This is a genomic window from Paenibacillus sp. 01T443 (assembly GCF_056398325.1).
This window is the reverse complement of sequence record NZ_JBFTPE010000003.1, coordinates 242129-263888: the sequence shown is the minus strand read 5'-3', so window position 1 is coordinate 263888 and position 21760 is coordinate 242129. Positions and strand designations below refer to the sequence as shown.

Genomic DNA, 21760 nt, shown 5'->3' with positions numbered 1-21760 from the left:
TCCCTATCCTTTATTGCCAATGGGCTCTAGCGGCTGATGGTTGCCGCGAACCGGCGCAGCTGCAAGCGATGGAGCCGCCCAGCGCACGCCATTCTGAATGACCTGCAAAACCTGCGGGTTGTAATAAGTAGGATACGTCTCGTGGCCCGGGCGGAAATAAAAGATTTTGCCTTGACCGCGGTTGAACGTACAGCCGCTGCGGAACACTTCTCCGCCTTCGAACCAGCTTACGAATATCAGCTCATCCGGTGCAGGGATATCAAAGTGCTCGCCATACATTTCTTCATGCTCCAGCGTGATGTATTCCGGCAAGCCGGCAGCAATCGGATGTGCCGGGTTAACGACCCAAATCCGTTCCTTCTCGCCCGCTTCGCGCCATTTCAGATCGCAGCTTGTACCCATAAGTTTTTTGAAGATTTTCGAGAAATGACCCGAGTGCAGCACGATTAAGCCCATGCCTTCCCACACGCGCTGTTGTACGCGTTCAACAATGGCATCATCTACTTGATCATGCCCCATATGCCCCCACCAAATGAGAACATCCGTATTAGCCAAACACTCTACCGTTAACCCATGCTCCGGCTCTTCCAGCGTCGCCGTTGCCACTTCGATATCACCGCTCGCGATGCCTTTGGCCAGCGCTTGATGAATGCCATCAGGATATACGTTTTTTACTTCCTCGTGAATCTTCTCATGCAAAAACTCATTCCATACCGTCACTTTAATCATCGAATGAATCCTCTTTTCAATTAGAATACGAGCCAAAGCACAAACAACACAATCATCGCCAGCTGCAAAATAAACTTCACAACAACGCTCGTAAATAATCCGACCACGGAGCCTAGGCCGACCTTGAGCGCTTTATCGAATTTTGTTCCGATAATCATTTCGCTGATAACGGCGCCGGCAAACGGCCCAATGATAAGACCTAGCGCCGGGATTACGAAAGGACCAAAAATAAGACCGATTGTGCTGCCGATTACAGAGGCACGCGAGCCTCCGAACCGTTTGACGCCCCAGGCGCTGACCGCATAATCGGCCACAAACAGTACGATGACAATAATGGTCTGGATGAGCCAGAACCATACTCCGAATTCGCTAAAGGAGAAAAAGAAGCCATAAACAAAAAACGCGCCATAAATAGCAAGAGCGCCCGGCAAAATCGGATAGACTGCCCCGGCCATTCCCACAACGAACAAAATAATAACTAATGTCCAGCCTAAAATATCCATACGTTAATCATCCTTTCATAACGTATCGTTTGATAACCTCTGCAACGCCGTGCTCATTGTTGGTAAAGGTTATGAAATCCGCTGCTTCCTTGACTGATTCTTGGGCATTGCCCATGGCCACGCCAAGACCGGCTTCACGGATCGCAGCGATATCGTTCAAGCTATCGCCGACCGCAATAACCTGCGACATTTCGATGTTAAGCAAAACGCAAAGTTCTTGCAAAGCGCTTGCCTTGGACACGCCCAGCGGATTAAGTTCCAAATTCCAAGGCGATGAGTTCGTAATTTCAAGCGCACCCCAGCTTTGTACCTCAGCCAGCAGCTTTTCTCTAATGCTGTCATCCTCCGTATAATAGCCAAATTTCAGCCAGTGATGCGAAGCGTAGTCATCAGCGGGATTAATCCATTTTTCTTTGTTAAAAATATCATCGGCCGTATATGCCCAGAACCACGGCTCACCGTGAGAAAGAGCCAGCTCATGCAAGCGTTGCACATAGACATGGCTTAGATGCGTACGCTTATGCAGCACATGCGGACGATGCCAAATCTCGCTCCCGTTGACTGTAATCATCGGCGTCTCCAGCTTCAGCTGCTCCGCGTAGGGCAGCGCGCTGCGAAAGCCGCGTCCGGTAGAGAAGCTGACTATTACGCCAGCATCCAGCGCTTTTTGAATCCACTCCGCATTCTCCGTACTAATTTCACTTTGTTCATTTAGCAGCGTCCCGTCCATATCGAGCGCCAACAGTTTATACTCTCCCAATAGTGTGCCTCCTCATAAATGCCGTTCACAGATGCAACCCGCTAGTAAATTATTTTAGCACATTTGCGGCAGATTCCAAACGATCGTCCTTTAACCTTATCAATTCTTATCCATTTCAAGCGTAAACGGCTGACGCCGTCCTTGGCGGCAAAAGCTCGTTTCGCGGTGAAATATAAGCAACGTATAAGGTTGAATTTTATACTTTCTTATATTTGAAAAAAGAGCAGCCTTCGCGAATACGCGAAAGCATGCTCCGTTGCTTTTAACCTAAGCTTACTCCGCCGTAGTCGTATTCACCTCTGCGGCAGGCGTTTCCTCCTTGATGACAGGAGACTCCTTCAAAAGCATCTCTTGCCCTTTTACCTGTAAAATATCAAGCGCCTCATTAATCGTTTGCTGGTCATCTTTCACCTTTTGGAACTCCTGCTGCGTAGCCGCGTTAAAGTCGCCCCAGAAGGTTTCAGGCAGCTTTTCGTAATCCTTATAGCTGTTGAATGTGCTTGGCTTCAAATTATAAAATGCCGCGAAGTTGCGTCCTTCGGCATCTGTTATGTATTTGGTGCGAACAGGCAAGCCGTTATAGTTATTGGATTTTGATTTTACCCTAGCATACTCCTCGCTCGTTACATACTGAAGGAATTCCCATGCTGTCTCCTTATTAGGGGATTCTGCACGAATCGCAAAAAGATTTTGGAAGGAGGTCATATTGGATTGATCCGGGTTTTGTTGTCCGACTGGAACGGTAACCAGATCCCAATTTTTCACGATTTTATCCTTTACCTTTTCGTTTTCACCTGCTTGCTTCATTTGGCTAATATAATTATTATCGCCTATTGCCATGGCCAAGCGGCCGGATATGAAGGGATCCCGCAGCAGGTAATCCTCATAGGTTTGCGCCATATCCGATTCTTGATTATTCATGCTCTCAAAATAAAGCGAGTTAGAGTTTATAGCATCCAGTGCAATCTGGGCTGCATTTTTCCAAGAATCCGTATTGATTGTCATTTCCTTTTGAGCAGCATTCACATAGCTAATCCCGTCGGCAGCTGCAAGCATGCTCGCCACTTCAAATAAATTTTCATTGTATCCCATTTTCAGACCATAGATCCGATCCTTGGCATCTCCTTCGACGGGAAAACGGCGCGCAAGCTGTATGACCTCGTTCCAGCTCATCCGATCGGTCGGGTACTCGATTTTGTATTCATCAAACAAATCCTTATTATAAAAGAGGACCTGGCTATAAAAATTAGGCGTCATCCCGAACAATCTGCCGCCTCCGAGTTCTCTCAAATAATCGAGCATTCCGGGAATAAGTCCCTCCGTATCATACTTTTCTTTCTCGATAACCGCATCAAGATCATAAAGCTTCCCATCCTGTGCCATCTTTTTATATTTCTCAGTATCCAGCATAAGAAGGTCGGGCTGCTTTTCTTCAATAAACTTATCATAAGCGGCATCGTAGTCCTTTTGATCCTCCGAATAGATTCCCTGGGTAGACACAACCTCGATTTCAACATTAGGATATAAAGCCGAGAAGATMATGCCGTAATCTTGAAAAAAAGCACCTTCGTCATAATACATAACCTTTAGTGTCGATTGCTGATCTTTCTCTGTTCTCTTATCGTCTCCCCCAAAGCTGCATGCCGTTAACATAAGGGTCATGATGACAAACGGTATTACGAATTTTGACCAAACCTTCATTTGTAATTCCCTCTCCTTTATATCTCCTAATAAGTCCCAAATATAGTACGTCCCTTACTGGATAAAAGTTGCATTTTTGGTTTATGTTTTGTTGCATACAAAAAAAGAGCAGCCAAATTCGGCCGCTCTTTTCTCGATTATTTCTTTTTATTAATATTTGGGTTCTGGTTATGCAAGCTTCCGCAGCCGAAGCTTCTTTATCACAATGCCGTGAGACGGCGAGAATAAAAAAGCGATCACGAACAATAATGCTGCCGCGCAAACCATGCAGCCCGCGATTGAAGCATCCAGCACTACCGCTGCTCCATAACCGATAAAGGTGCTGGCAATACCTGCGGCTACGCTTAGGCCAATCATGATTCCGAGCCGGTCTGTCAGTAAATAAGCCGTTGAAGCCGGAATGATCAGCAAGCCGACTACAAGAATCGCTCCTACGCTCTCGAAGGAGCTGACCGTTGCCATAGAGACGAGTCCCATTAACAAGTAATGAAACAGTGCTACAGGAATGCCGATGGCTGCCGCAAGGGCAGGATCAAACGCGCAAAGCTTGAATTGCTTATAAAACAAGGCAACCACGGACGTAATAATAAGAAGCGTAAATCCAAGCAGCCATACGGCCTTCGGCCCCATATTGATGCCGCCGAGCTCCCATATATTCCAGTGCACATAAGCAATCTCGCCGTACAAAATCGCATCCTGGTCCAAATGGACCTGACGGGCATATAAGCTGACAAGCACGACGCCGATTGCAAATAATGCCGTGAATACAACACCGATAGACGCATCCGATTGAATGCCGCTTTGCTGGAACATTTGAATGAGAAAGGTCGTCAGCAAGCCGCATAATAATGCGGCGAACATCATAAGCAGCGAATCGCGCGAACCGCTAAGCAGAAACGCGATAACGATGCCCGGCATGACGGAATGGCTGATGGCATCACCGATCATCGCCATTTTGCGCAGAACAAGAAATACGCCAAGCACCCCGCAGCAGCTCGCTACCAGTGCTCCTGTAAGCAAAATCCAAAAGTCACTCATAACGCCGCCTCCTTCTTCACATTGCCCTCAAGAAGACGCTCATTGTCACGATTATAGCGCTGCTTTACCCTTTGACGAAGCAGCCGCTTCGCAACAAGGCCGCGCTGTGGTCCAAATAGAATAGAAAAGCAGAACAACAGCGTCGCTGCCAGTACGGTTACCGGTCCAGTCGGCAGGTTAGAGACCGAGGCGCTGATCCAAGTCCCGATGGCACCGCTGACAGCGCCGAATAAGCCGGACAATATAACCATGAAGCCTAAACGATCCGTCCAATACCTGGCTGATACAGCTGGAGTAATCAGCAGCGCTGCCACAAGCACAACGCCAACCGCTTGAATGCCGGATACTACGGCTACCACAATAAGAAACATGAGCAGCTGCTCAAGAAACGCTACCGGATAACCAAGGCCCCTTGCAAAGCCGGGATCAAACGAGATAATTTTGAACTGCTTAAACAGCAAGGTACAAATCGTAATCAACGAAATGCATACCACCGTCATCGTAATCACGTCGGAAGCGATCATAGAAGCGGCCTGCCCGAATAAAAACTTATCCAGACCTGACTGATTGCCATAGTTTCCATGCTGGATTATCGTGAGGAGCACGATGCCTAAGCCAAAAAATCCTGACAATACAATGCCCATCGCCGCATCCTGTTTAAGCTTGGAATTGCGTGTAATATATCCAATGCCGAATGTTGCGACAATTCCCGCCACGCCCGCACCGATTAAAAATAGGCCAATTGATTTGATACCCGTAAGCATAAATGCAATGCAAATTCCCGGGAGCGCCGCATGAGCTAACGTATCGCCCATTAAGCTTTGTTTCCTAAGATAAGAGAAGCATCCGATGACACCGCTGCTTAAACCAAGCAGGGTGCATCCGAGAAAAATCCACTGCATATTTGGATCAGACAGCATTAACCAAATTTTTTCCATCCTCACTCACCCTTTCCGTCAAATGGTGACGGGGACTGCAGGCTGCGATCAAGGAAGGCAAGCCGGCCGCCGTAAGTACGCTGCAATTTCTCCTGCGTAAAGGTTTTCGCTGTCGGCCCAAATGCTTGCAGCTCCACATTCAGAAGCAGAACTGAGTCGAAATAATCCTGTACCGTCGCAAGATCATGATGTACGACGATAACCGTTTTCCCCTGCAGCTTCAGCTCCTGCAGCAATGTAATAATCGCTTTCTCCGTCGCGGCATCCACGCCAGCGAAGGGTTCATCCATAAAATACAGCTTCGCATCCTGCGCGAGCGCACGCGCTAGAAACACACGCTGCTGCTGCCCGCCTGACAGCTGGCTGATTTGTCTGCCTGCGTAGTCAGCCATGCCTACCTTGCTGAGGCATTCCAGTGCAAGTGCCTTATCCTTCGCGCTTGGGCGGCGGAACCAGCCCAAATGTCCATAACGGCCCATTAGCACAACATCCAGCGCATTGGTAGGGAAATCCCAATCGACCGATTCTCGCTGCGGTACATAACCGATCATTTTACGCTGCTGCTTATATGGTTTCCCATAGACAAGCACTTCACCGCCAATGCTTGGGATGAGTCCAAGAGCCGCCTTCATCAGCGTTGATTTACCGGCTCCGTTCGGACCGATTACACCGATTAGCTCCCCTTCTTTTACTTCAAAGGTTACGCCACGAAGGACGGGTTTCTTCTGATAAGCGACACTTAGTCCTTTAATGCTTAGCGGCGCTATTGTTGATTTCACGTCTTGCTTAGCTGCTGTTTGAGATTGGCTCATGTTCATCACTCGCTTTCCTACGTGTATATTCTGCTATTTCAAAGCGGCTACAATCGTATCCACGTTGTGTCTCACCATTCCGATATAGGTTCCTTCCACCGTTCCCGCATTTCCCATCGCATCGGAGAAGAGCTCTCCTCCGATTTTCACCTCGTGGCCTAATTGACGTGCACCCTCGATAACCGATTCAATGGATTTTTTCGGTACGCTGGATTCGATAAAGACCGCTTTAATTTTTTTCTCGACCAAGTAGTCGCGAAGCTTGCTGACATCCTTAGAGCCGTATTCAGACATGGTATTCATGCCTTGTAAACCCGTGACAGTTAACCCGTATGCCTCACCGAAATAGCCGAAAGCATCATGTGCGGTTACTAGAATACGGCTGGCCTCAGGGATCGTTGCAATTTGCTCTTTCGCGTAAGCATCCAGTTCCTCTAGCTCCTTGATATAGGCCGCAGCATTATCTTTATAGTAGTCTGCATGGGCAGCATCCTTCTCGACTAATGTATCGCGAATGACCTCTGTTGCAGAAATCCAAAGCTTTACGTTAAACCAGATATGCGGATCATGCATGCCTTGACCTTGCCCCGGTGCGGCGTGCAGCTGATCCTCTGTCAAATACTTGGATACTGCCACCGTCGGTTTACGCTGCTCCAAGGCTTCAAACATTTCCGCCATTTTTCCTTCTAAGTGCAAGCCGTTAAAGAAAATAATATCGGCATCATCCAGCTTCTTCACATCGCCTTGCGACGCTTTGTACAAATGGGGATCGATTCCCGCTCCCATCAAACCGCTGGCCTCGACATACTCGCCGCCTACCTCCTGCACTACGTCTGTAATCATTCCGGTTGTCGCCGTTATGTTTAGCTTTCCGCTGCCTCCGGACGATCCATTCTGCCCGCAGGCGGATGTTAAGACGGCTGTCACCGTCAAAAATACAATTGTCATGATGAATCTGCGAAGAGCAGAATTCGTCTTATAAGCTTTACGCATAATAAAGACCTCCTATAACCTTATCTTATTTTTATATTCAATACAGTTTGCCCTTATGAATCTTAGTTTGCCTAATGCCTTTTTTTTAATAATACACAAAAATGTTTCACTAGTGCAACATTTATTTTTAAATGGGCTCTTTCCGTGGAAAAAAAAGGCAGGCTGGAGCCATCGCTCCAACCTGCCTTTACTAATAAAACATGCTTATTCGTTCGTATTTGCCGTGTCCGCCGTATTATTCGCTGCATTTCCATCAGCTGTATTCCCTGCATTTCCCGCATCCGCAGTCTTTTTCTTAGGAACGCCGTACAGGCCGATCTCTTCATTGTAAGCATCGAATATTTGCCTCGCGATTGGAGATGCTCCGTAACTACCGAAGCCGCCGTCAGGCACGACAACGGCTACGGCAAGCTTCGGCTTATCTGCAGGGGCATACGCGATAAAGACCGCATTTTCCGCCGTGCGCTTCGCCACATCCTGCTCGGATGTACCTGTCTTCCGTCGGTAGGAATAATCAACGCCTTCAAAGCCCTGCGAGCTAACCTTGGACATGCCGGATTCAATCTCTTTCCAATATTCAGCCGGAAAATTTACCTCATTCAAAATCTCGGGCGTGTAGCCTTGAACGACATTCCCGTCCGAGTCTTTTATTTGGTTAACGAATTGCGGCTTAAGCCGTTTTCCGTGGTTAGCCAGCATCGCTGCATATTGCGCAAGCTGAAGCGTTGTATAACGTCCTTGCTGACCAAACGAAGCCAAAATGAGCGCTGCTTGTGAACTATATCTTTCGGCCGAGTCAAAATATTCGATAATCCCTTTTGATTCTCCGAATAGGCCGCTCTCTGTAAGAACGCCTAGTCCAAACTGCTTCATGTAATCATCCCAAATTTCTACGCTGCTCTTTCCGTTAACGGTGCCGCGCTTATAGAGCCTATCTCCGACCATCGCAGCCATGAACGGGTTGGATGAATGCTCAATAGCTTCTGCGCCGTCTATGTTGCCATACACATGCCGCTGCGAATTTCGAATAAATACCTCATAACCTTTTTTACCGTAGGTGAATACACCCGTGTCGAGATAATAACTCGATGTGGTAAATAATTTCTCATTCAGTCCAATCAATACAGACAACGGCTTCATCGTAGAACCGAGCGGCACGATGGAGGAAGGATGTTTTTTTCTTTCTTCCTCCGAGTCATATTTCCCGTAAACGCTGCGAATCGTTCCGTTTTCCAATACGTTGGAGAAGTTTTCGTAATCCTCAGAACTGATTCTTCCCCCGGCCCAAATGTTTGAATCGTAATCCGGCATGCTTGCCATCGCGACGATCTTGCCGGTATCCACTTCCATGGCCACGGCGAAGCCTGTTTTGGCGTATTCCGCACGCTCATATTTATTGCTTGAGGTTGTTATTTTTTTCAATTGATCCATAATCGCTTGCTCTGTTCTTAGCTGTACGTTTTTATTAATGGTCAAATAAATATCAGACCCTTTTTGAGGATTCGTTATTTGCATAGGACCAATAATACGCTCCGCATTGTTAACCGGATACGTCTTCAAGCCGTTTGTTCCGCGCAAAACGTCCTGGTACATGAACTCCAGGCCGTCCATGCCCACATCCTCCTCTTCCAGATACTGAAGAGTCGCATCGTCTTCCGTCGTTTTTTCCTTATAGAAATCAACCGTTTCCCTAACGCCCTTATATTTCTTCAAATAGCCGACCAGCTGGACCGCGATGGAATTGGTATCGTAATTCCGAACGCTTTCCTCCAAGATGTCGATTCCTTTAAAGTCCGTCCGGTTTTCCATAAAATAAGCGATTTCCTTATTCGTTAAGCCGGATTTGATACGTCTTGGCGTCGAGATCGTATTCCGTCTAAAATCCAAGTCCATCTGCCGGATAATGTCATCTACGGTCATCGCTTTCGTTGGATCGCCGAATCTCGTAAAGACTTCGACCAGCTTTGCCGCCATTTCCTTGGCGTTCTCTTTGGCATCCTCCAGCTTAAGCTCCGGCTGTATGCTGAAATACAATGACTGCGTTGAAGTGGAATAGGCGATTGGATAACCTGTAGAATCGTAAATATTACCACGTATAGGCGGAATTTTCACGCTGCGGGTTGCCTTATTGATGCCCTCCGCGCTAAGCGTCGGCCCTTCCACGAACTGCAATATGGCCAGACGAACGATCAATATGCTAAACAATGCGAAAGTAATAAAGAAAAATAAGTTCAGTCGAAAAGAAAAATGCCGCCGGTTTATGATCTCCCGCTTTTGCGGATCATCTTGCACGTTGAATCACCTCATATCCTTAAAATAAATCGATTTCCTATAACCCGGCTATGCTTCGCGTATATGCGTGTCATCGAATGCCGGCGGATTAAACCAGTCGCCTGCGTTTGCCCATGTGGCATCCAGCGGAATCCATTCTGATCCGATCTGCACCTCATTCCAAGCATGAGGACCAAAGCCTCCGCGCCCGTCGGCACCCATCCCCGTCACAACCCGTACCTCAAGGCCTGCTGACCTCGCCATTACCGCATACAAACGAGCTATATCTATACATACGCCTTTTCGCGTATCAAATGTCTCGGGAGGTGTTTGTTCCTTCCAAATCCCATGCTCCTCATAATTGCTCGCTTTGTCATAATCATAAGCAATTCTTGTGCCCAGCCACTCGTAAAGGCTGCGCGCTTTCTCCTCTTCCGTCTGCGCATCCTTCGTTACATAAAGGGCCGCCTGCTCGATTTCAGCAGGAATGGCATAATCAATCATTTCATATTTGCGTTGTAAAATTTGCTTAAACTGCGCCTCAACCGCTTTGGTGAAAACCGGCCCTTGTCCTTCGAGAACATCTCCCGCAACCGGACTTAGCCAAGCAGCTGCTTTGTTATAAACCTGCGAATCGGATATTTTATCGACATACCAACCATTTGGCATAAGAGACACATAGACGAATAAGAAAGCTACGAATAGAAATGACCGCCCTGCGCCATGAACGGCGCCAAGCAGTGCCCCAACCGCACGGCTTGCATTTTTCTTGCTATGCAGGCTGGCGGCTGATTCTTCCCTCCCGCTGCGCAGCATCCCTTGCAATCCGCGTTCTACAAAAGGCTCCGCGAATGCAGCCAATGCGCGCAGCAGCAAATAGCCTAGCAGGAATAAGACGCCATAGCGCAGCAGCGCGAAATCCCGCAGACTTGTGAGCAGCGTGAACCATGCTTGCTCCAAGCTGCTGATCTCATGCTCAGGAACCTTTACGCGCTCGGCGAGCCAATCCGCTATGACGGGCGATATTTTATTCGTAAGCTGAGCGGAGAGCAGCAAACAGACAGCAATGACAATGCCCTCCCAGACAAAAAAGAAAAGACGCCTCGCAGATCCCGATGCGCCTCTCCTCATCCCTTGAACAAGAGAACCAAGCAGCAGCAGAAGCACAATGACAGCAACGGGCTCTAACTCATCTAATCGTCCTATCCAGCTAGTCATAAGCATTACCCGTTCTGCTTCGCTTGGTCAATGAAGGTTTGTATCGTGCTGTCAAGCTCCCACTTACCAAGCTCGGTCCCGCGAAAGGATACGGCTACCTCATTCTCGCCTGGCACGCCGGTAAGCTCTACATTTTTAGTTTTTACGGTGAAGGTACCGTCCGAGTTGTTCACGAAAGCAGCATCCTTTGCCTCGCCTACCATGGCATTAACCGCTTCCTGCTTCACCGTATCCGCTACCTTAGTCCCGATCTCCTTAAGATCATCCATACTGTAGCCGCTATAAACAACAATACCAAGAACGATTGCCGCAACGATCGCCCATTTGAGCACGGTCTTCACAATGCGCACAATCATAAATAGTACAACAAGCGCTATAACAAGCACTAACCAATGGTCTTTAAAGAAAGTCATCCATGTGTCCGTATCATAAGTCGAAAAATCCAAAAAATCCAATTGCATCCCCTCCATTATACCTCGTACAAAATCTCATTACAAAATATTATAACCTACGAAATATAGGGCGTAAACGCTTGCCTCCTTTTTATGCAGACATATCCTGTCCCAATTAAACGTACAAGTATATAAGTGTGTAATTGGCAAGGAGGGGTAGCCCTGTGAAAACAGCGGTTTGGCTTTATTTATTTTTGTTTGTTGCTTTTTTTGATTTGCATGCGCAATATCCGATTTTGACACCTTTTGCTATTTCCTTGGGTGCGGCACCTTCTTTTATCGGACTTATGATGGGCATGTACTCCATTACGCATTTGCCCGGCAATCTTATTGCGGGCTTCGGCGTTGACCGATACGGCAGCAGATTTTTTATCGTATTCAGTCTCATGGCTGCGGGCGTTGTGCTTCTTTTCCAGTCGCATGTTACTAACCCTTGGCAGTTGCTTCTGCTGCGCTCCATAAGCGGCTTCGTACTGGCATTCCTCTCACCAGCCTGCCTGGCCTTACTCGCCAAAATGACCAGCGATCGAACGGAACAAGGAAAGCTTATGGCGGGTAACGGTCTTGTCCATACGCTGGCTTCCGTCGTCTCCCCCGCAGCCGGCGCCTATCTTGTTGCCAAAATCGGGTTTACGACCGCATTTACCCTGCTTGGCTGGATTCTGATCGTCACTTCCGTTTGCGCTCTCTTCTTTATTAGAGATATCCGCGGGAGTGCCGTGCAGGCAGCAGCTCCGGTAGAAGAGAATAAAGGAAAAAGCAAAGAAAAGCTGCCGCTGGAACAGCCGGTTTCCATACCATGGCTCGTCTTCTTACTGCCAGTTGCTCTAAGCTGCGCACAGGGCATCTTATCGTTCGAGCTGCCGCTTCTAGCCAAGACGAAGGAAGCCATGATGACGACCGGGCTCCTATTCTCCGTTGTCAGCATAGGTGCTCTCGTTACGCTGAGCATGCTGTTTTTAAACCGGGTATCCGCCTACCAACGTACGCTGTGGGGCTCGCTTTTTCTTGCCATTGTCTATTTCGGCATCGCCTCTCAAATGCCGGCCCCGCTTACCTTGATGCTGCTTTTGGTCGGGATGGCCAAAGGGGTCATTTTACCCGCACTCTCCACGCTGTTAATCGAGCTCAGCGGCGGTGCGCGTTATGGGCGAACCTTCTCTGTTTTATCGATTGCATTTTCAATCGGCGCATTTATCGGTCCTATGGCTGCCGGGCAGGTACGCGATTATATTTCTCCTTACTACATCGCATTCATTGCACTGATGATAGCCGTGACGCTTCTGCCTCTGCATATTTCCAGGTCGATGTCGTCCCGAACCCATTTTTCGTAGGCATGGGTATACGCACAGGGCTAATTCCCCCCCTCTACATAACATACATTATGGCAAATGACCAGCCAAGACAGTCGGCTCCCGCTGACGGCTATCATAGCTTTTAGGCAAAAAGAAACGGGGTGACTCATATATGTCTGGAAATAATGTGGGTGGATTGAATCAAGGTTGCGGACACCATGGCAATTCGAATATCGGCATCATCCTCGTACTGTTTATCCTGCTCGTAATCATTGCGTGCACTTGCCTATACTAGGATAAAATGTGAACGGCCTGCTGAGAGCAGGCCGTTTGTTTTCCTATGACAACTGCTATCGGTAAAATCGATATTTGGTGGTAAACTATAAATATGCCGCAATCAGCTGCACCTACTTTCGTATTCGAGGTGACTTCAATGGAAATTGCCATTATCGTAGAAGGTAAAAATGATAAAGCAAGACTAAAGCGCGTTCTCGATGATCAGGTGCCGATCTATTGCACCTTTGGCACGCCCGGCTCCGAGCAGCTGGACAAGCTTCGCAAGCAGGTGGGGCATAATCAAGCCTATATTTTCACCGACAATGATTCCTCTGGAAAAAGAATCCGCTTTTTGCTTCGCGATGTTTTTCCAGACGCTGAGCATATTTATACCCGTAGAGGCTATTCTGGCGTTGAGCATACCCCTCTGGAATATTTAATTGAGCAATTAGAAAAAGCGGGCCTCGATGCGCATATTAATTATCCTGCGCAGAGTCCCGCTTCCAGTTGGAGCAAAGATGAATTTTAAAGCACCTTATTTAATTCATTGACGATATCTTCAGCTGTTAAATCTTCCTTGCTGCCGTCAATCCATTTCCGGATTTGTCCGTCCTTGTCCACGATGGTAATAACATTCATATGTGTATAAGAGCTGTCTTCGTTTTTCATCACAGACACGCCGAAATCCTTAGCCAATTGAAGCGTGTTCGCTTCTTCTCCGCGCAGGAATCGCCAGCTGCTCGTATCGGCAAAATGGCGTTTCGCAAAATCGCGAATGACTTCCGGCGTATCGCGCTCCGGATCGAACGTGATGGATATCAGTTCTGCCTTTGTGCCAAGTTTGCCTTCCGCTTCAAGCTGATCCTGTACCTGGGAGAGCAGGAAGGTGGTCGGCGGACATACATCCGGACAATTCGCAAAATAGAAATAAACGATTCGCGCCTTGCCATTGGTGGATTGGAGCGAAACCTTCTGTCCGTCAATATCCGTAAGCTCGAATGCCGGAGCAGCCATCTCGATGGGAAGCGTCTGCTTCGGCTGCATGCCGTACGTAATAAATAAATAAATGCCCATAGCCGCGCATAGCGCCAGCACTGCTATCTTAAAGCTATGCTTCTTCAAAAAAACCACGAAAGTCACTCCCTAATCAATACTTATGACCCTGTCGTATTCAGAATCATAACAACGAAAATTACCATTAAATAATTAACCGAAATAAGGAAATTTGTTTTTGCCCATTTTTCCGTATCCTTGGCTCCTGTACCGCGAAGCGTATGAACGAGCCACAGAAGTCCGCCCAAAACAGAAATAATTAAAAAGTAAATGCCTACATACCCGTAGGTGTAAAACAAGATCCCAGTCGGCAGCAGCAGTACGATGTAGGGAATCATTTGCAGCTTAGTCCGCTTGATACCCTTCACAACCGGAAGCAAAGGATAGCCCGCAGCGCGGTATTCCTCCACCCTTCTAATCGCAAGCGACCAGAAATGAGCGGGCTGCCATAGAAACAGYAGTGCGAATAGAATCCAAGCTCCTGCATCAACCTCATTCGTAACCGCGCAGTATCCGATAACGGGCGGCATAGCTCCCGAGATCCCTCCGACCGAAGTACTCCACGTAGAAGTCCGTTTTAGCCACATCGTGTAAATGACAATGTAAACGAACCACCCTAGCAGGCCAAGCCAACCCGATAAAGGATTAACGAGTATGAACAAGACGGCTAGTCCAGCTATGCCCAAAATAATGCCGTAAAGCAATACCGTTCCAGGCTGCATGCGACCGGTAGGCAGTGCGCGATCCTTCGTACGCTCCATTTTCAAATCCAATTCCCGGTCCCAATAATTATTAATGACGGTGGCTGACGCTATAGTCAAAGTTGAACCGATAAGCGCCCATATAAGCAATAGGTAATCGATATCCCATTTGGAAGCAACCAAAAAGCCACCCAGCGCAGCAAACACATTAAGTCGAAGTAGCCGCGGTTTTGTTAAAGCAATCAAGTCTTTCAGCACGAAGCGAGCCTCCCGAGTTATGCGACAAGACGCTTGATGCGTCTATCATCCATTGATGAATCGTTTTTAATCATACCGAAAAAAGACCGCGATGACAACGTTCGACGGTTTTGTTCATCATTTTGCCACGCAAATTGTGACAAATCATTTAGTAACCATTTTGCTGGGCGCCGAGTACAATGACTATGTAGTTTGATGCCCATTCCAAACCGCGTATCAAACCGTCCTAAAGATGCGAAGGGAAGTGAACCGACAAGTCTATGGCAGTCATTAAAACGAACTCCGAGGACACGAAGATGCTCGCCCGTCTCATGCGAGCTGAGGCAGAGGGCGAAGGTGAGCTTGGAATGCTTATGGTAGGCAACGTGGGCGTAAACCGTGTTCGCGGCAACTGTCTTGATTTTAAAAACATTCGCTCCATTCCGCAGATGGTCAACCAACGGCCCGGCGGCTTCGAAGCAATAACCAAAGGTTATTTTTACCAAAGCGCCCGCGAAAAAGATATTCGATTGGCGAAGCGGATGATCAACGGTGAGCGTCAGCATCCGGCTTCCAATGCGCTGTGGTTTTTCCGTCCGGCTGGAGGCTGTCCCCCTACTTGGTGGAACCAAACGCACAGCGGAAGATTTAAGGCGCATTGCTTCTATATTCCAAAGCAAGGCGAATGCCCAGCTGTCTATTAATTTCAATTTCTAATGTGTGAAAGCGAGGAATTTCAAGATGTCTAACGGTTACGGCTTTAAAACTCAGGTAAGTCCCGCAAATGTAGGTCCACATCATGGCTACGGTTACGGCGGATATGGCAGCTATCCATATCCAATGGGCGGGCAGCAGCCTACTACGCTTCCTGCCGGCATGCCAATGGGGCAGCAGCCAACTACGTTTCCTGCCGGGATGCAAGTACAGTCTGCTCAAATGCAACAAATGCCGCCAGCTGTTCCAAGCGGTGCCTTCGTTACCCCTGCAGGCGGCAACATCGTTACTCTTCCTGCAATTGAGGAATCTTATGTAGAAAACATTTTGCGTCTAAACCGCGGTAAAATGGCAACCTTCTACATGACTTACGAAAACAACAGCGAGTGGAACGCCAAAATTTTCAAAGGAATTATCGAGGCTGCCGGTCGCGACCATATCGTAATAAGCGATCCGACGACGGGTATGCGTTACTTACTTTTGACGCTTAATCTCGATTATGTGACCTTCGACGAGCCTATTGCTTACGAATATCCATTTAACGGAAACGTCGTGACCTCTTCTACACCGCTCGGCATGGCTACCTTAGGAACGGTTAATTCTAGCCGTTAATCGAGCTGCGATCGCGTGAATGTGCCGGCTTGAATGTCCATACATGCAATTTCGCCGGCCCGCCCGCGATCCAATCCGATAGTTGAAACCAAGAAGAGCGCTCGCTGCAGCGTTCTTTTTTGATTTGATCAGCCTGCTCGAGCGAGAACGCTTGCCAAACCTCAACGAAAAGATTTTCTTGATCTGTTCCTTCATATAAATAGACCTCATGCTCCTGCAGCAGGAGCTCCTTCGTAGTCGTCAGATAATGCTCACGCCATTCCGGTAAAATACGGTATTCCGCAAAACAAATGTACATTTGCCTCAAGTCTCCTTTTGCTTTCTTTGATAAAGTTCCCCCTGTCCGTCGATACTACACCTATTCATTTACCTTGGGAGGACTCGACATGGATACAGGCACACATCTCGTCATGGGTATTGGGCTCGCCGGACTGGCAGCCATCGATCCCTTAGTTGCAGCAGATCAATCCATTCAAACCGCTGTATTGTTTGGCACGGTAGCCGGATCGCTAGCACCCGACTTAGACAGTCTGCTTCGTTTAAAGGGTAACGCGGTATATATTCGGAACCATCGCGGCATTTCTCATTCTTTGCCGGCGATCGCCATTTGGACGGTGCTGATTACCGTCATCCTTCAATTATTTTACGGCGGTAGCCTGCCATGGCTCCATATTGGAAGCTGGGTGCTGCTCGCCGTATGCGTTCATGTATTCACCGACCTGTTCAACACCTATGGCACACAAGCCATGCGGCCCTTTACAGACAAGTGGATCTCCTGGAACATCATACACATCTTTGATCCCATTATTTTCACAACGCATGTCATTGCTATTTTACTGTGGGCCGGCGGTTTCGTAAATCCGGCATTTATCTTTCCGCTTATGTATCTGTTTCTTGCCGTATACTTCGTATGGAGGACAATAACGGCAAGAAGCACGGTACAAAAGATGAAAACCCTCGATTCTGAATATGAAGAGGGCGATGTGTATATTGCGATCCCAACGATTTCGCTTTCGATATGGAATGTGGTTAAGCAAGCTAAAAATAGCGGCTTTGTCATTGGCAACCTGCGCAATGGCAAATTAAAATGGCTGGATCGGGTGCAGTGCTCCGACCATCCCTCCGTCGCCAAATCCAAAAACGATCCGGCAATCCGCTCGTTTTTATATTTCACCAGCTTTGCTTGCGCAGATGTCAGGGAGCATCATTGGGGGTACGAGGTCAGATGGTGCGATGTAAGATATCGTCATCGTAAGCAGTATCCTTTTGTAGGCGTCCTGCTAATGAACAAAAACGATGAAACGATCGGCTCTTATGTGGGCTGGCTCAGCGATGAGCGTTTAATGAAAAGACTGCGTATGGATACTTATTAATATTGACGTTGGAAAGCCCTTGCCGCATGATACAGGGGGCTTTCTTTTTTTGTTAAAAAAAGTTCAGTCCATCTTCATTCCTGCTGTGATAAAATGATGACTAACCTAACTAAAAAGCCCAAGGCAAGCCTTGGGCTTCATTCACCATTGTGTATAAGAAGCGATTATCGGGAGCCGCCAGAAAGCTGTTGTTCAGCAATTTGGACAAGCTTTTTAGTGATATAACCACCTAGGGAGCCTGCATCACGCGTCGAAACATTACCGTAGTAGCCATCTTGAGGAATTTGCACGCCCAGCTCCTGTGCTGCCTCAAGTTTCATTTGTTGTAATGCTGCAGTTGCTTGTGGAACAACAAGTTGATTTCTGCTTCCTGCCATAATGTATTTCTCCTTTCGTCCTCTGCACTTTGATGTGTGTTGCAAGCTTGCAAACTTATTATGTGCTGCTTCAAAGAAACTATTCTAAAATTCAAAAAAATATATTGATGATTTGTTAAGGAGAGAAAACACCATGTCGAAGCCGCTTTCTTTGTTCTTTTCCGTCGTTGCTATCGTATTTTTGAGCGCTATGTCTGTCTCAATCAGCTATAGCGGTTGGCTCGTATTATTATTTGGCTTATTGAGCCTCTTTACCATCGGAGCCGGGTTTATCGTTAAAGCTCGCTTACGCAGAAAAAAACAGGGCTGACGCGTGGCGTCAGCCCTGTTGCCGTTTCAATCTCTAGCCGCGAGGAGGAAGAAAGCCCATAAGCTCCTTTACATCTGCTAGCGTGCGGTCTGCTATAACAGAAGCACGCTCAGCGCCTTGCTTCAATATCTGATGAATTTCACCCGAACTCCGAATTTCATTGTATCTGGCCTGGAGCGGTTCGATAACGGATACGACATGCTCAGCGAGTTCCTTCTTGAAAGGTCCATACCCCTGCCCCTCGTAGCGAGCTTCGATCTCTTCAATACTCATATTCGCGCAATGCGAGTAAATGCTCATTAGATTGCTGACTTCCGGCTTATTCGCGGGATCAAACTTCACTTCGCGGCCAGAATCCGTCGTCGCCCTGCTAATTTTCTTGCGGATGACATCAGGCGGATCAAGCAATGCGATAAAGCTGCCTGCATTTGGATTGCTTTTGCTCATCTTTTTGCTGGCATCGTCAAGTGACATAACCCGTGCTCCTACCTTCGGAATATAAGGCTCCGGAATCGTAAAGTATTTGCCGAACCTCGTATTGAAGCGATGAGCCAAATCACGAGTGAGCTCCAAATGCTGCTTCTGATCGTCACCAACCGGTACAAGATCAGCATTGTATACCAGTATGTCCGCAGCCATTAGCGTAGGATAAACGAACAAACCCGCGCCGACCGAATCCTTGCCGGCAGATTTATCTTTGAATTGCGTCATTCTTTCCAGCTCACCCATGTTCGCCAGTGTCGTAAACAACCATCCAAGCTCCGCATGCGCGCGGACATGGGATTGGACGAATACATTGGCTTTGAGCGGATCAATGCCGGCGGCAATAAACAAAGCGGCTACCGCTTCTGTTTGTTCCCGAAGTGCAGCCGGGTCTTGCGGAACGGAAATCGCATGCAAATCAACAACCATAAAGAAACATTCTTCCGTATGCTGCAGCTTCACGAAATTTTGCATGGCGCCAATATAGTTACCAAGCGTAAGCTGGCCGCTTGGTTGTATGCCCGAAAGAACTTTTTTCATTATGCTTCAACCTCTTTCCGATATGATCTTAAAAAAACGCAAAAAATCCCCCGCCGCAAGGGACGAGGGACCGTGGTGCCACCCTAATTCGCTTATGGTACGCTTTTCTGTAAAACCAAGCGCATGATACACCCATAAGCCTTATTGCTCCATAACGGGGAGCTACCGTACAAACATCTTCGGCTGCGAATGCCGCCAGTTTCCTTTTGTAGGCTCCGGGGCCCATTCAGCATCGATGCTTGCACCGGTTCACAGCGACCACCGGCTCTCTGCACGCAAATCTATCGAGCTTACTTTTTCCCATCATTGCATTTAACACGATTATACCTGTGAAAACTGTAAAGTCAAGCGGCGAAATAGTTGTCCTATTGTTACCATTTCTTGCATAGGCTATACTGATATTCGTAATCTTTACAAAAAGAAAGGATACTGGTCTATGCTAAAGTTCGTTTTTCGCTTCGGGACCCCGCTGCTTGGGGTAGGATGCTTAATAATGCTTGCCCTTATCGTTACTAATCGAGAATTGCCGACACATATTTTCAACGCCGCAAACCTGCAATCCTTCAAAATATTATTTATAAGCATTATATTAGAAGCTTTTCCATTCATCCTCCTTGGCGTATTATTCTCAGCCCTGCTGCAAGTATTTGTTACGGACGAGCTGATCCAAAAATTCACGCCAAAAAATCCGGTAGCCGGCGTTCTATTCGGTGCGCTGCTTGGTATCTTGTTTCCTTTATGCGAATGCGGCATGATTCCTGTCGTCCGCCGCTTAATACGCAAAGGCATGCCTGCCTACATCGGGATTGTGTATTTGCTCGCCGGACCTATCGTAAATCCAATTGTTTATGCCTCTACCTTCACAGCTTTCCGCACAAAACCTGAAATGGCTTATTCTCGAATGGGACTAGCCTTCGTCATCGCTGTCATTGTCGGCTTGCTGCTTTATAAATTTATGAAAAACAGTCCGCTTAAGACAACTCAAGCGACACAAATGGCTTATCATGGCCATTCCCACAGCCACGACCACGGAGCAAGCGGCAGCGGGTTCAAGGGCCGAGTCGCCTCGATCCTATCCCATGCGTCAGACGAATTTTTTGAAATGGGAAAATATTTGATTTTCGGCGCCTTATTAACCGCTATTATCCAAACCGCAATTGATCGCAGCACCCTTGCGGCATTTGCTGATCAGCCTATTTTTTCATACGTATTCATGATGGGCTTTGCTTTTATTCTATCGATTTGCTCGACCTCAGATGCGTTCATCGCGTCTTCATTCAGCGGTATGTTTGACTTTGGACCGCTGCTGGCTTTCCTTGTATTCGGTCCCATGATTGATCTTAAAAATACGCTGATGCTCTTAAGCACCTTCCGCGTTAAATTCGTATTTATTCTGATTGCTTTAACCGCGGCGCTAACCTTCATCGGTGCTTGGATAACGGAGGTATTATTATGACTCATCATTTGATACGTGCTGCCATCTTAACCGGCTTTGCCATGTTTATTGTTTATTTGGACCGTACAGGCGAAATGATGCTTTACATCGCGCCAAGAATGGAGCTTTACGTCAAGCTGTCAGCGCTCGGACTTTATGCGGCTGCAATCTATCAAGTGTATGCCGCGCTTCAAAAGCGGATGGGCAATCAAACACCAAGCTGCGATTGCGAACATGAGCCCTCGCCTTCCATTTTCAAAAACATCATCATTTATGGCTTGTTCATATTTCCGCTGCTGCTTGGCTTCCTCGTTCCTACCGGGACGCTCGGCAGTGCGCTTGCCGCAAAAAAGGGGATGAGCCTCTCCGGCAGCGCTGGCTTTGAGCGGACCCTGTCTAACAACACGCAGACACCGGATGTCAAAGACGCGGCTGTGAATACGCCTCAATCAGCGCAGGGCAGCAACGGCGCCGGTGATGGCATAGACAAGCTGTTTCCAGCTGATGAATATACAGAAGCGCATGCCGCTTATGGGAAAAAGCTTTATGCCCAGCCGCTTATCAGCGTACCGGAAAAGCAATTTATCGAGACCTTAACGACGCTTGATCTCTTTCGGGAAGCGTTCATGGGAAAGGAAATTGAAATAACCGGCTTTGTTTATCGCGAGGAAGATATGGGCAAGGAACGTTTTGCGGTCAGCAGATTCGCAATGAGCTGCTGTTCAGCAGACGCTCTGCCTTACGGACTAATGATTAATTGGCCAAAAGCTAGTGAGTATGCGGATGACGAATGGGTAACCGTAAAAGGCACCTTGACTACCTCTACCTATATGGATAACGAAATTATCCTATTGGATGCCGTTAAACTGGAGAGAATAAAGACACCAGAGTCGCCTTACGTGTATCCTGATCTCGATTTTGGTCTATAAAGCAAAGAGC

General features: G+C 47.7%; 24 protein-coding genes and 1 other annotated feature. Of the genes, 8 read left to right on the top strand and 16 right to left on the bottom strand.

What is annotated here, in order from left to right; all coding sequences use genetic code 11:
* Positions 1-3: 3 nt before the first annotated feature.
* The 11 genes from AC1DLI_RS05660 to AC1DLI_RS05610 form a co-directional block, all read right to left on the bottom strand.
* Entirely contained in the window at positions 4-729 is a 726-nt protein-coding gene (locus tag AC1DLI_RS05660; RefSeq protein ID WP_477600442.1) for a ThuA domain-containing protein, read from the bottom strand.
* 20 nt (positions 730-749) lie between these two features.
* Positions 750-1232: a DUF456 domain-containing protein gene (locus AC1DLI_RS05655; protein WP_477600440.1), complete on the bottom strand. Its 483-nt coding sequence runs from the start codon at positions 1230-1232 to the stop codon at positions 750-752.
* Positions 1233-1239: 7 nt separating this feature from the next.
* On the bottom strand, positions 1240-1992 hold the full coding sequence (locus tag AC1DLI_RS05650; RefSeq protein ID WP_477600438.1) for a Cof-type HAD-IIB family hydrolase: 753 nt from the start codon (positions 1990-1992) through the stop codon (positions 1240-1242).
* A gap of 273 nt (positions 1993-2265) precedes the next feature.
* Complete coding sequence (locus AC1DLI_RS05645) at positions 2266-3693, bottom strand: ABC transporter substrate-binding protein (RefSeq protein ID WP_477600436.1); 1428 nt, start codon at positions 3691-3693, stop codon at positions 2266-2268.
* Between the two features lie 168 nt (positions 3694-3861).
* Complete coding sequence (locus AC1DLI_RS05640; protein ID WP_477600434.1) at positions 3862-4731, bottom strand: metal ABC transporter permease; 870 nt, start codon at positions 4729-4731, stop codon at positions 3862-3864.
* On the bottom strand, positions 4728-5669 hold the full coding sequence (locus AC1DLI_RS05635) for a metal ABC transporter permease (protein WP_477600432.1): 942 nt from the start codon (positions 5667-5669) through the stop codon (positions 4728-4730). The genes AC1DLI_RS05640 and AC1DLI_RS05635 overlap by 4 nt, the downstream gene beginning before the upstream one ends.
* A gap of 2 nt (positions 5670-5671) precedes the next feature.
* Positions 5672-6481, bottom strand: a complete 810-nt coding sequence (locus tag AC1DLI_RS05630; RefSeq protein ID WP_477600662.1) for a metal ABC transporter ATP-binding protein — start codon at positions 6479-6481, stop codon at positions 5672-5674.
* A 33-nt stretch (positions 6482-6514) separates the two neighbouring features.
* A complete protein-coding gene (locus AC1DLI_RS05625) occupies positions 6515-7474 on the bottom strand; it encodes a metal ABC transporter solute-binding protein, Zn/Mn family (protein ID WP_477600430.1) in 960 nt (319 codons plus the stop codon).
* A gap of 204 nt (positions 7475-7678) precedes the next feature.
* On the bottom strand, positions 7679-9766 hold the full coding sequence (locus AC1DLI_RS05620; RefSeq protein ID WP_477600428.1) for a peptidoglycan D,D-transpeptidase FtsI family protein: 2088 nt from the start codon (positions 9764-9766) through the stop codon (positions 7679-7681).
* Between the two features lie 48 nt (positions 9767-9814).
* The gene (locus AC1DLI_RS05615) at positions 9815-10963 is read right to left on the bottom strand and encodes a transglutaminase domain-containing protein (protein WP_477600426.1); all 1149 of its coding nucleotides are present in this window, start codon (positions 10961-10963) and stop codon (positions 9815-9817) included.
* Between the two features lie 5 nt (positions 10964-10968).
* The gene (locus tag AC1DLI_RS05610) at positions 10969-11418 is read right to left on the bottom strand and encodes a hypothetical protein (RefSeq protein WP_308994375.1); all 450 of its coding nucleotides are present in this window, start codon (positions 11416-11418) and stop codon (positions 10969-10971) included.
* Positions 11419-11579: 161 nt separating this feature from the next.
* Between AC1DLI_RS05610 and AC1DLI_RS05605 the strand changes: the two genes are divergently transcribed.
* Together AC1DLI_RS05605 and AC1DLI_RS05600 are read left to right on the top strand one after the other, a co-directional pair.
* A complete protein-coding gene (locus tag AC1DLI_RS05605; protein ID WP_477600423.1) occupies positions 11580-12749 on the top strand; it encodes an MFS transporter in 1170 nt (389 codons plus the stop codon).
* A gap of 394 nt (positions 12750-13143) precedes the next feature.
* Positions 13144-13515 (top strand): toprim domain-containing protein, encoded by a 372-nt coding sequence (locus AC1DLI_RS05600; protein WP_477600660.1) that lies wholly within the window; start codon positions 13144-13146, stop codon positions 13513-13515.
* Here AC1DLI_RS05600 and AC1DLI_RS05595 read toward each other — a convergent pair.
* Together AC1DLI_RS05595 and cyoE are read right to left on the bottom strand one after the other, a co-directional pair.
* On the bottom strand, positions 13512-14117 hold the full coding sequence (locus tag AC1DLI_RS05595; protein WP_477600421.1) for an SCO family protein: 606 nt from the start codon (positions 14115-14117) through the stop codon (positions 13512-13514). The genes AC1DLI_RS05600 and AC1DLI_RS05595 overlap by 4 nt on opposite strands.
* 23 nt (positions 14118-14140) lie before the next feature.
* A complete protein-coding gene (cyoE, locus tag AC1DLI_RS05590; RefSeq protein ID WP_477600658.1) occupies positions 14141-15019 on the bottom strand; it encodes a heme o synthase in 879 nt (292 codons plus the stop codon).
* 239 nt (positions 15020-15258) lie between these two features.
* Here cyoE and AC1DLI_RS05585 point away from each other — a divergent pair, with 239 nt between their 5' ends.
* Positions 15259-15681, top strand: a complete 423-nt coding sequence (locus AC1DLI_RS05585) for a cell wall hydrolase (RefSeq protein WP_477600419.1) — start codon at positions 15259-15261, stop codon at positions 15679-15681.
* Between the two features lie 37 nt (positions 15682-15718).
* The gene (gerQ, locus tag AC1DLI_RS05580) at positions 15719-16303 is read left to right on the top strand and encodes a spore coat protein GerQ (protein ID WP_477600417.1); all 585 of its coding nucleotides are present in this window, start codon (positions 15719-15721) and stop codon (positions 16301-16303) included.
* On the opposite strand, the gene AC1DLI_RS05575 is transcribed toward gerQ, so the two are convergent.
* On the bottom strand, positions 16293-16601 hold the full coding sequence (locus AC1DLI_RS05575) for a hypothetical protein (protein WP_477600415.1): 309 nt from the start codon (positions 16599-16601) through the stop codon (positions 16293-16295). The two genes, gerQ and AC1DLI_RS05575, sit on opposite strands and share 11 nt — an antisense overlap.
* A gap of 88 nt (positions 16602-16689) precedes the next feature.
* Here AC1DLI_RS05575 and AC1DLI_RS05570 point away from each other — a divergent pair, with 88 nt between their 5' ends.
* Positions 16690-17676: a metal-dependent hydrolase gene (locus AC1DLI_RS05570; RefSeq protein ID WP_477600413.1), complete on the top strand. Its 987-nt coding sequence runs from the start codon at positions 16690-16692 to the stop codon at positions 17674-17676.
* A gap of 164 nt (positions 17677-17840) precedes the next feature.
* Here AC1DLI_RS05570 and AC1DLI_RS05565 read toward each other — a convergent pair whose 3' ends face one another.
* A complete protein-coding gene (locus tag AC1DLI_RS05565) occupies positions 17841-18053 on the bottom strand; it encodes an alpha/beta-type small acid-soluble spore protein (protein WP_054023438.1) in 213 nt (70 codons plus the stop codon).
* Positions 18054-18186: 133 nt separating this feature from the next.
* Between AC1DLI_RS05565 and AC1DLI_RS05560 the strand changes: the two genes are divergently transcribed.
* Complete coding sequence (locus AC1DLI_RS05560) at positions 18187-18363, top strand: DUF5325 family protein (RefSeq protein WP_477600411.1); 177 nt, start codon at positions 18187-18189, stop codon at positions 18361-18363.
* 33 nt (positions 18364-18396) lie between these two features.
* Here AC1DLI_RS05560 and trpS read toward each other — a convergent pair whose 3' ends face one another.
* Positions 18397-19386 carry a tryptophan--tRNA ligase gene (trpS, locus tag AC1DLI_RS05555; protein ID WP_308994367.1) on the bottom strand — a complete coding sequence of 330 codons (990 nt, stop codon included), beginning with the start codon at positions 19384-19386 and terminating at the stop codon, positions 18397-18399.
* A gap of 55 nt (positions 19387-19441) precedes the next feature.
* Positions 19442-19702, bottom strand: a binding site (T-box leader).
* Positions 19703-19822: 120 nt separating this feature from the next.
* Here trpS and AC1DLI_RS05550 point away from each other — a divergent pair.
* Both AC1DLI_RS05550 and AC1DLI_RS05545 read left to right on the top strand, forming a co-directional pair.
* Positions 19823-20842, top strand: a complete 1020-nt coding sequence (locus tag AC1DLI_RS05550) for a permease (RefSeq protein ID WP_477600409.1) — start codon at positions 19823-19825, stop codon at positions 20840-20842.
* Positions 20839-21750 carry a TIGR03943 family putative permease subunit gene (locus AC1DLI_RS05545; RefSeq protein WP_477600407.1) on the top strand — a complete coding sequence of 304 codons (912 nt, stop codon included), beginning with the start codon at positions 20839-20841 and terminating at the stop codon, positions 21748-21750. Before AC1DLI_RS05550 ends, AC1DLI_RS05545 begins: the two co-directional genes overlap by 4 nt.
* Positions 21751-21760: the final 10 nt, after the last annotated feature.

Excerpts from the sequence above, each read along its gene's own strand:
- AC1DLI_RS05655 (WP_477600440.1), bottom strand. The coding sequence starts at position 1,232 with ATGGATATTTTAGGCTGGACATTAGTTATTATTTTGTTCGTTGTGGGA.
- AC1DLI_RS05660 (WP_477600442.1), bottom strand. The coding sequence starts at position 729 with ATGATTAAAGTGACGGTATGGAATGAGTTTTTGCATGAGAAGATTCAC.
- AC1DLI_RS05635 (WP_477600432.1), bottom strand. The coding sequence starts at position 5,669 with ATGGAAAAAATTTGGTTAATGCTGTCTGATCCAAATATGCAGTGGATT.
- AC1DLI_RS05575 (WP_477600415.1), bottom strand. The coding sequence starts at position 16,601 with ATGTACATTTGTTTTGCGGAATACCGTATTTTACCGGAATGGCGTGAG.
- AC1DLI_RS05625 (WP_477600430.1), bottom strand. The coding sequence starts at position 7,474 with ATGCGTAAAGCTTATAAGACGAATTCTGCTCTTCGCAGATTCATCATG.
- AC1DLI_RS05550 (WP_477600409.1), top strand. The coding sequence starts at position 19,823 with ATGCTAAAGTTCGTTTTTCGCTTCGGGACCCCGCTGCTTGGGGTAGGA.
- AC1DLI_RS05560 (WP_477600411.1), top strand. The coding sequence starts at position 18,187 with ATGTCGAAGCCGCTTTCTTTGTTCTTTTCCGTCGTTGCTATCGTATTT.
- AC1DLI_RS05545 (WP_477600407.1), top strand. The coding sequence starts at position 20,839 with ATGACTCATCATTTGATACGTGCTGCCATCTTAACCGGCTTTGCCATG.
- AC1DLI_RS05600 (WP_477600660.1), top strand. The coding sequence starts at position 13,144 with ATGGAAATTGCCATTATCGTAGAAGGTAAAAATGATAAAGCAAGACTA.
- trpS (WP_308994367.1), bottom strand. The coding sequence starts at position 19,386 with ATGAAAAAAGTTCTTTCGGGCATACAACCAAGCGGCCAGCTTACGCTT.
- AC1DLI_RS05585 (WP_477600419.1), top strand. The coding sequence starts at position 15,259 with ATGGCAGTCATTAAAACGAACTCCGAGGACACGAAGATGCTCGCCCGT.
- gerQ (WP_477600417.1), top strand. The coding sequence starts at position 15,719 with ATGTCTAACGGTTACGGCTTTAAAACTCAGGTAAGTCCCGCAAATGTA.
- AC1DLI_RS05565 (WP_054023438.1), bottom strand. The coding sequence starts at position 18,053 with ATGGCAGGAAGCAGAAATCAACTTGTTGTTCCACAAGCAACTGCAGCA.
- AC1DLI_RS05615 (WP_477600426.1), bottom strand. The coding sequence starts at position 10,963 with ATGACTAGCTGGATAGGACGATTAGATGAGTTAGAGCCCGTTGCTGTC.
- AC1DLI_RS05630 (WP_477600662.1), bottom strand. The coding sequence starts at position 6,481 with ATGAGCCAATCTCAAACAGCAGCTAAGCAAGACGTGAAATCAACAATA.
- AC1DLI_RS05570 (WP_477600413.1), top strand. The coding sequence starts at position 16,690 with ATGGATACAGGCACACATCTCGTCATGGGTATTGGGCTCGCCGGACTG.
- AC1DLI_RS05640 (WP_477600434.1), bottom strand. The coding sequence starts at position 4,731 with ATGAGTGACTTTTGGATTTTGCTTACAGGAGCACTGGTAGCGAGCTGC.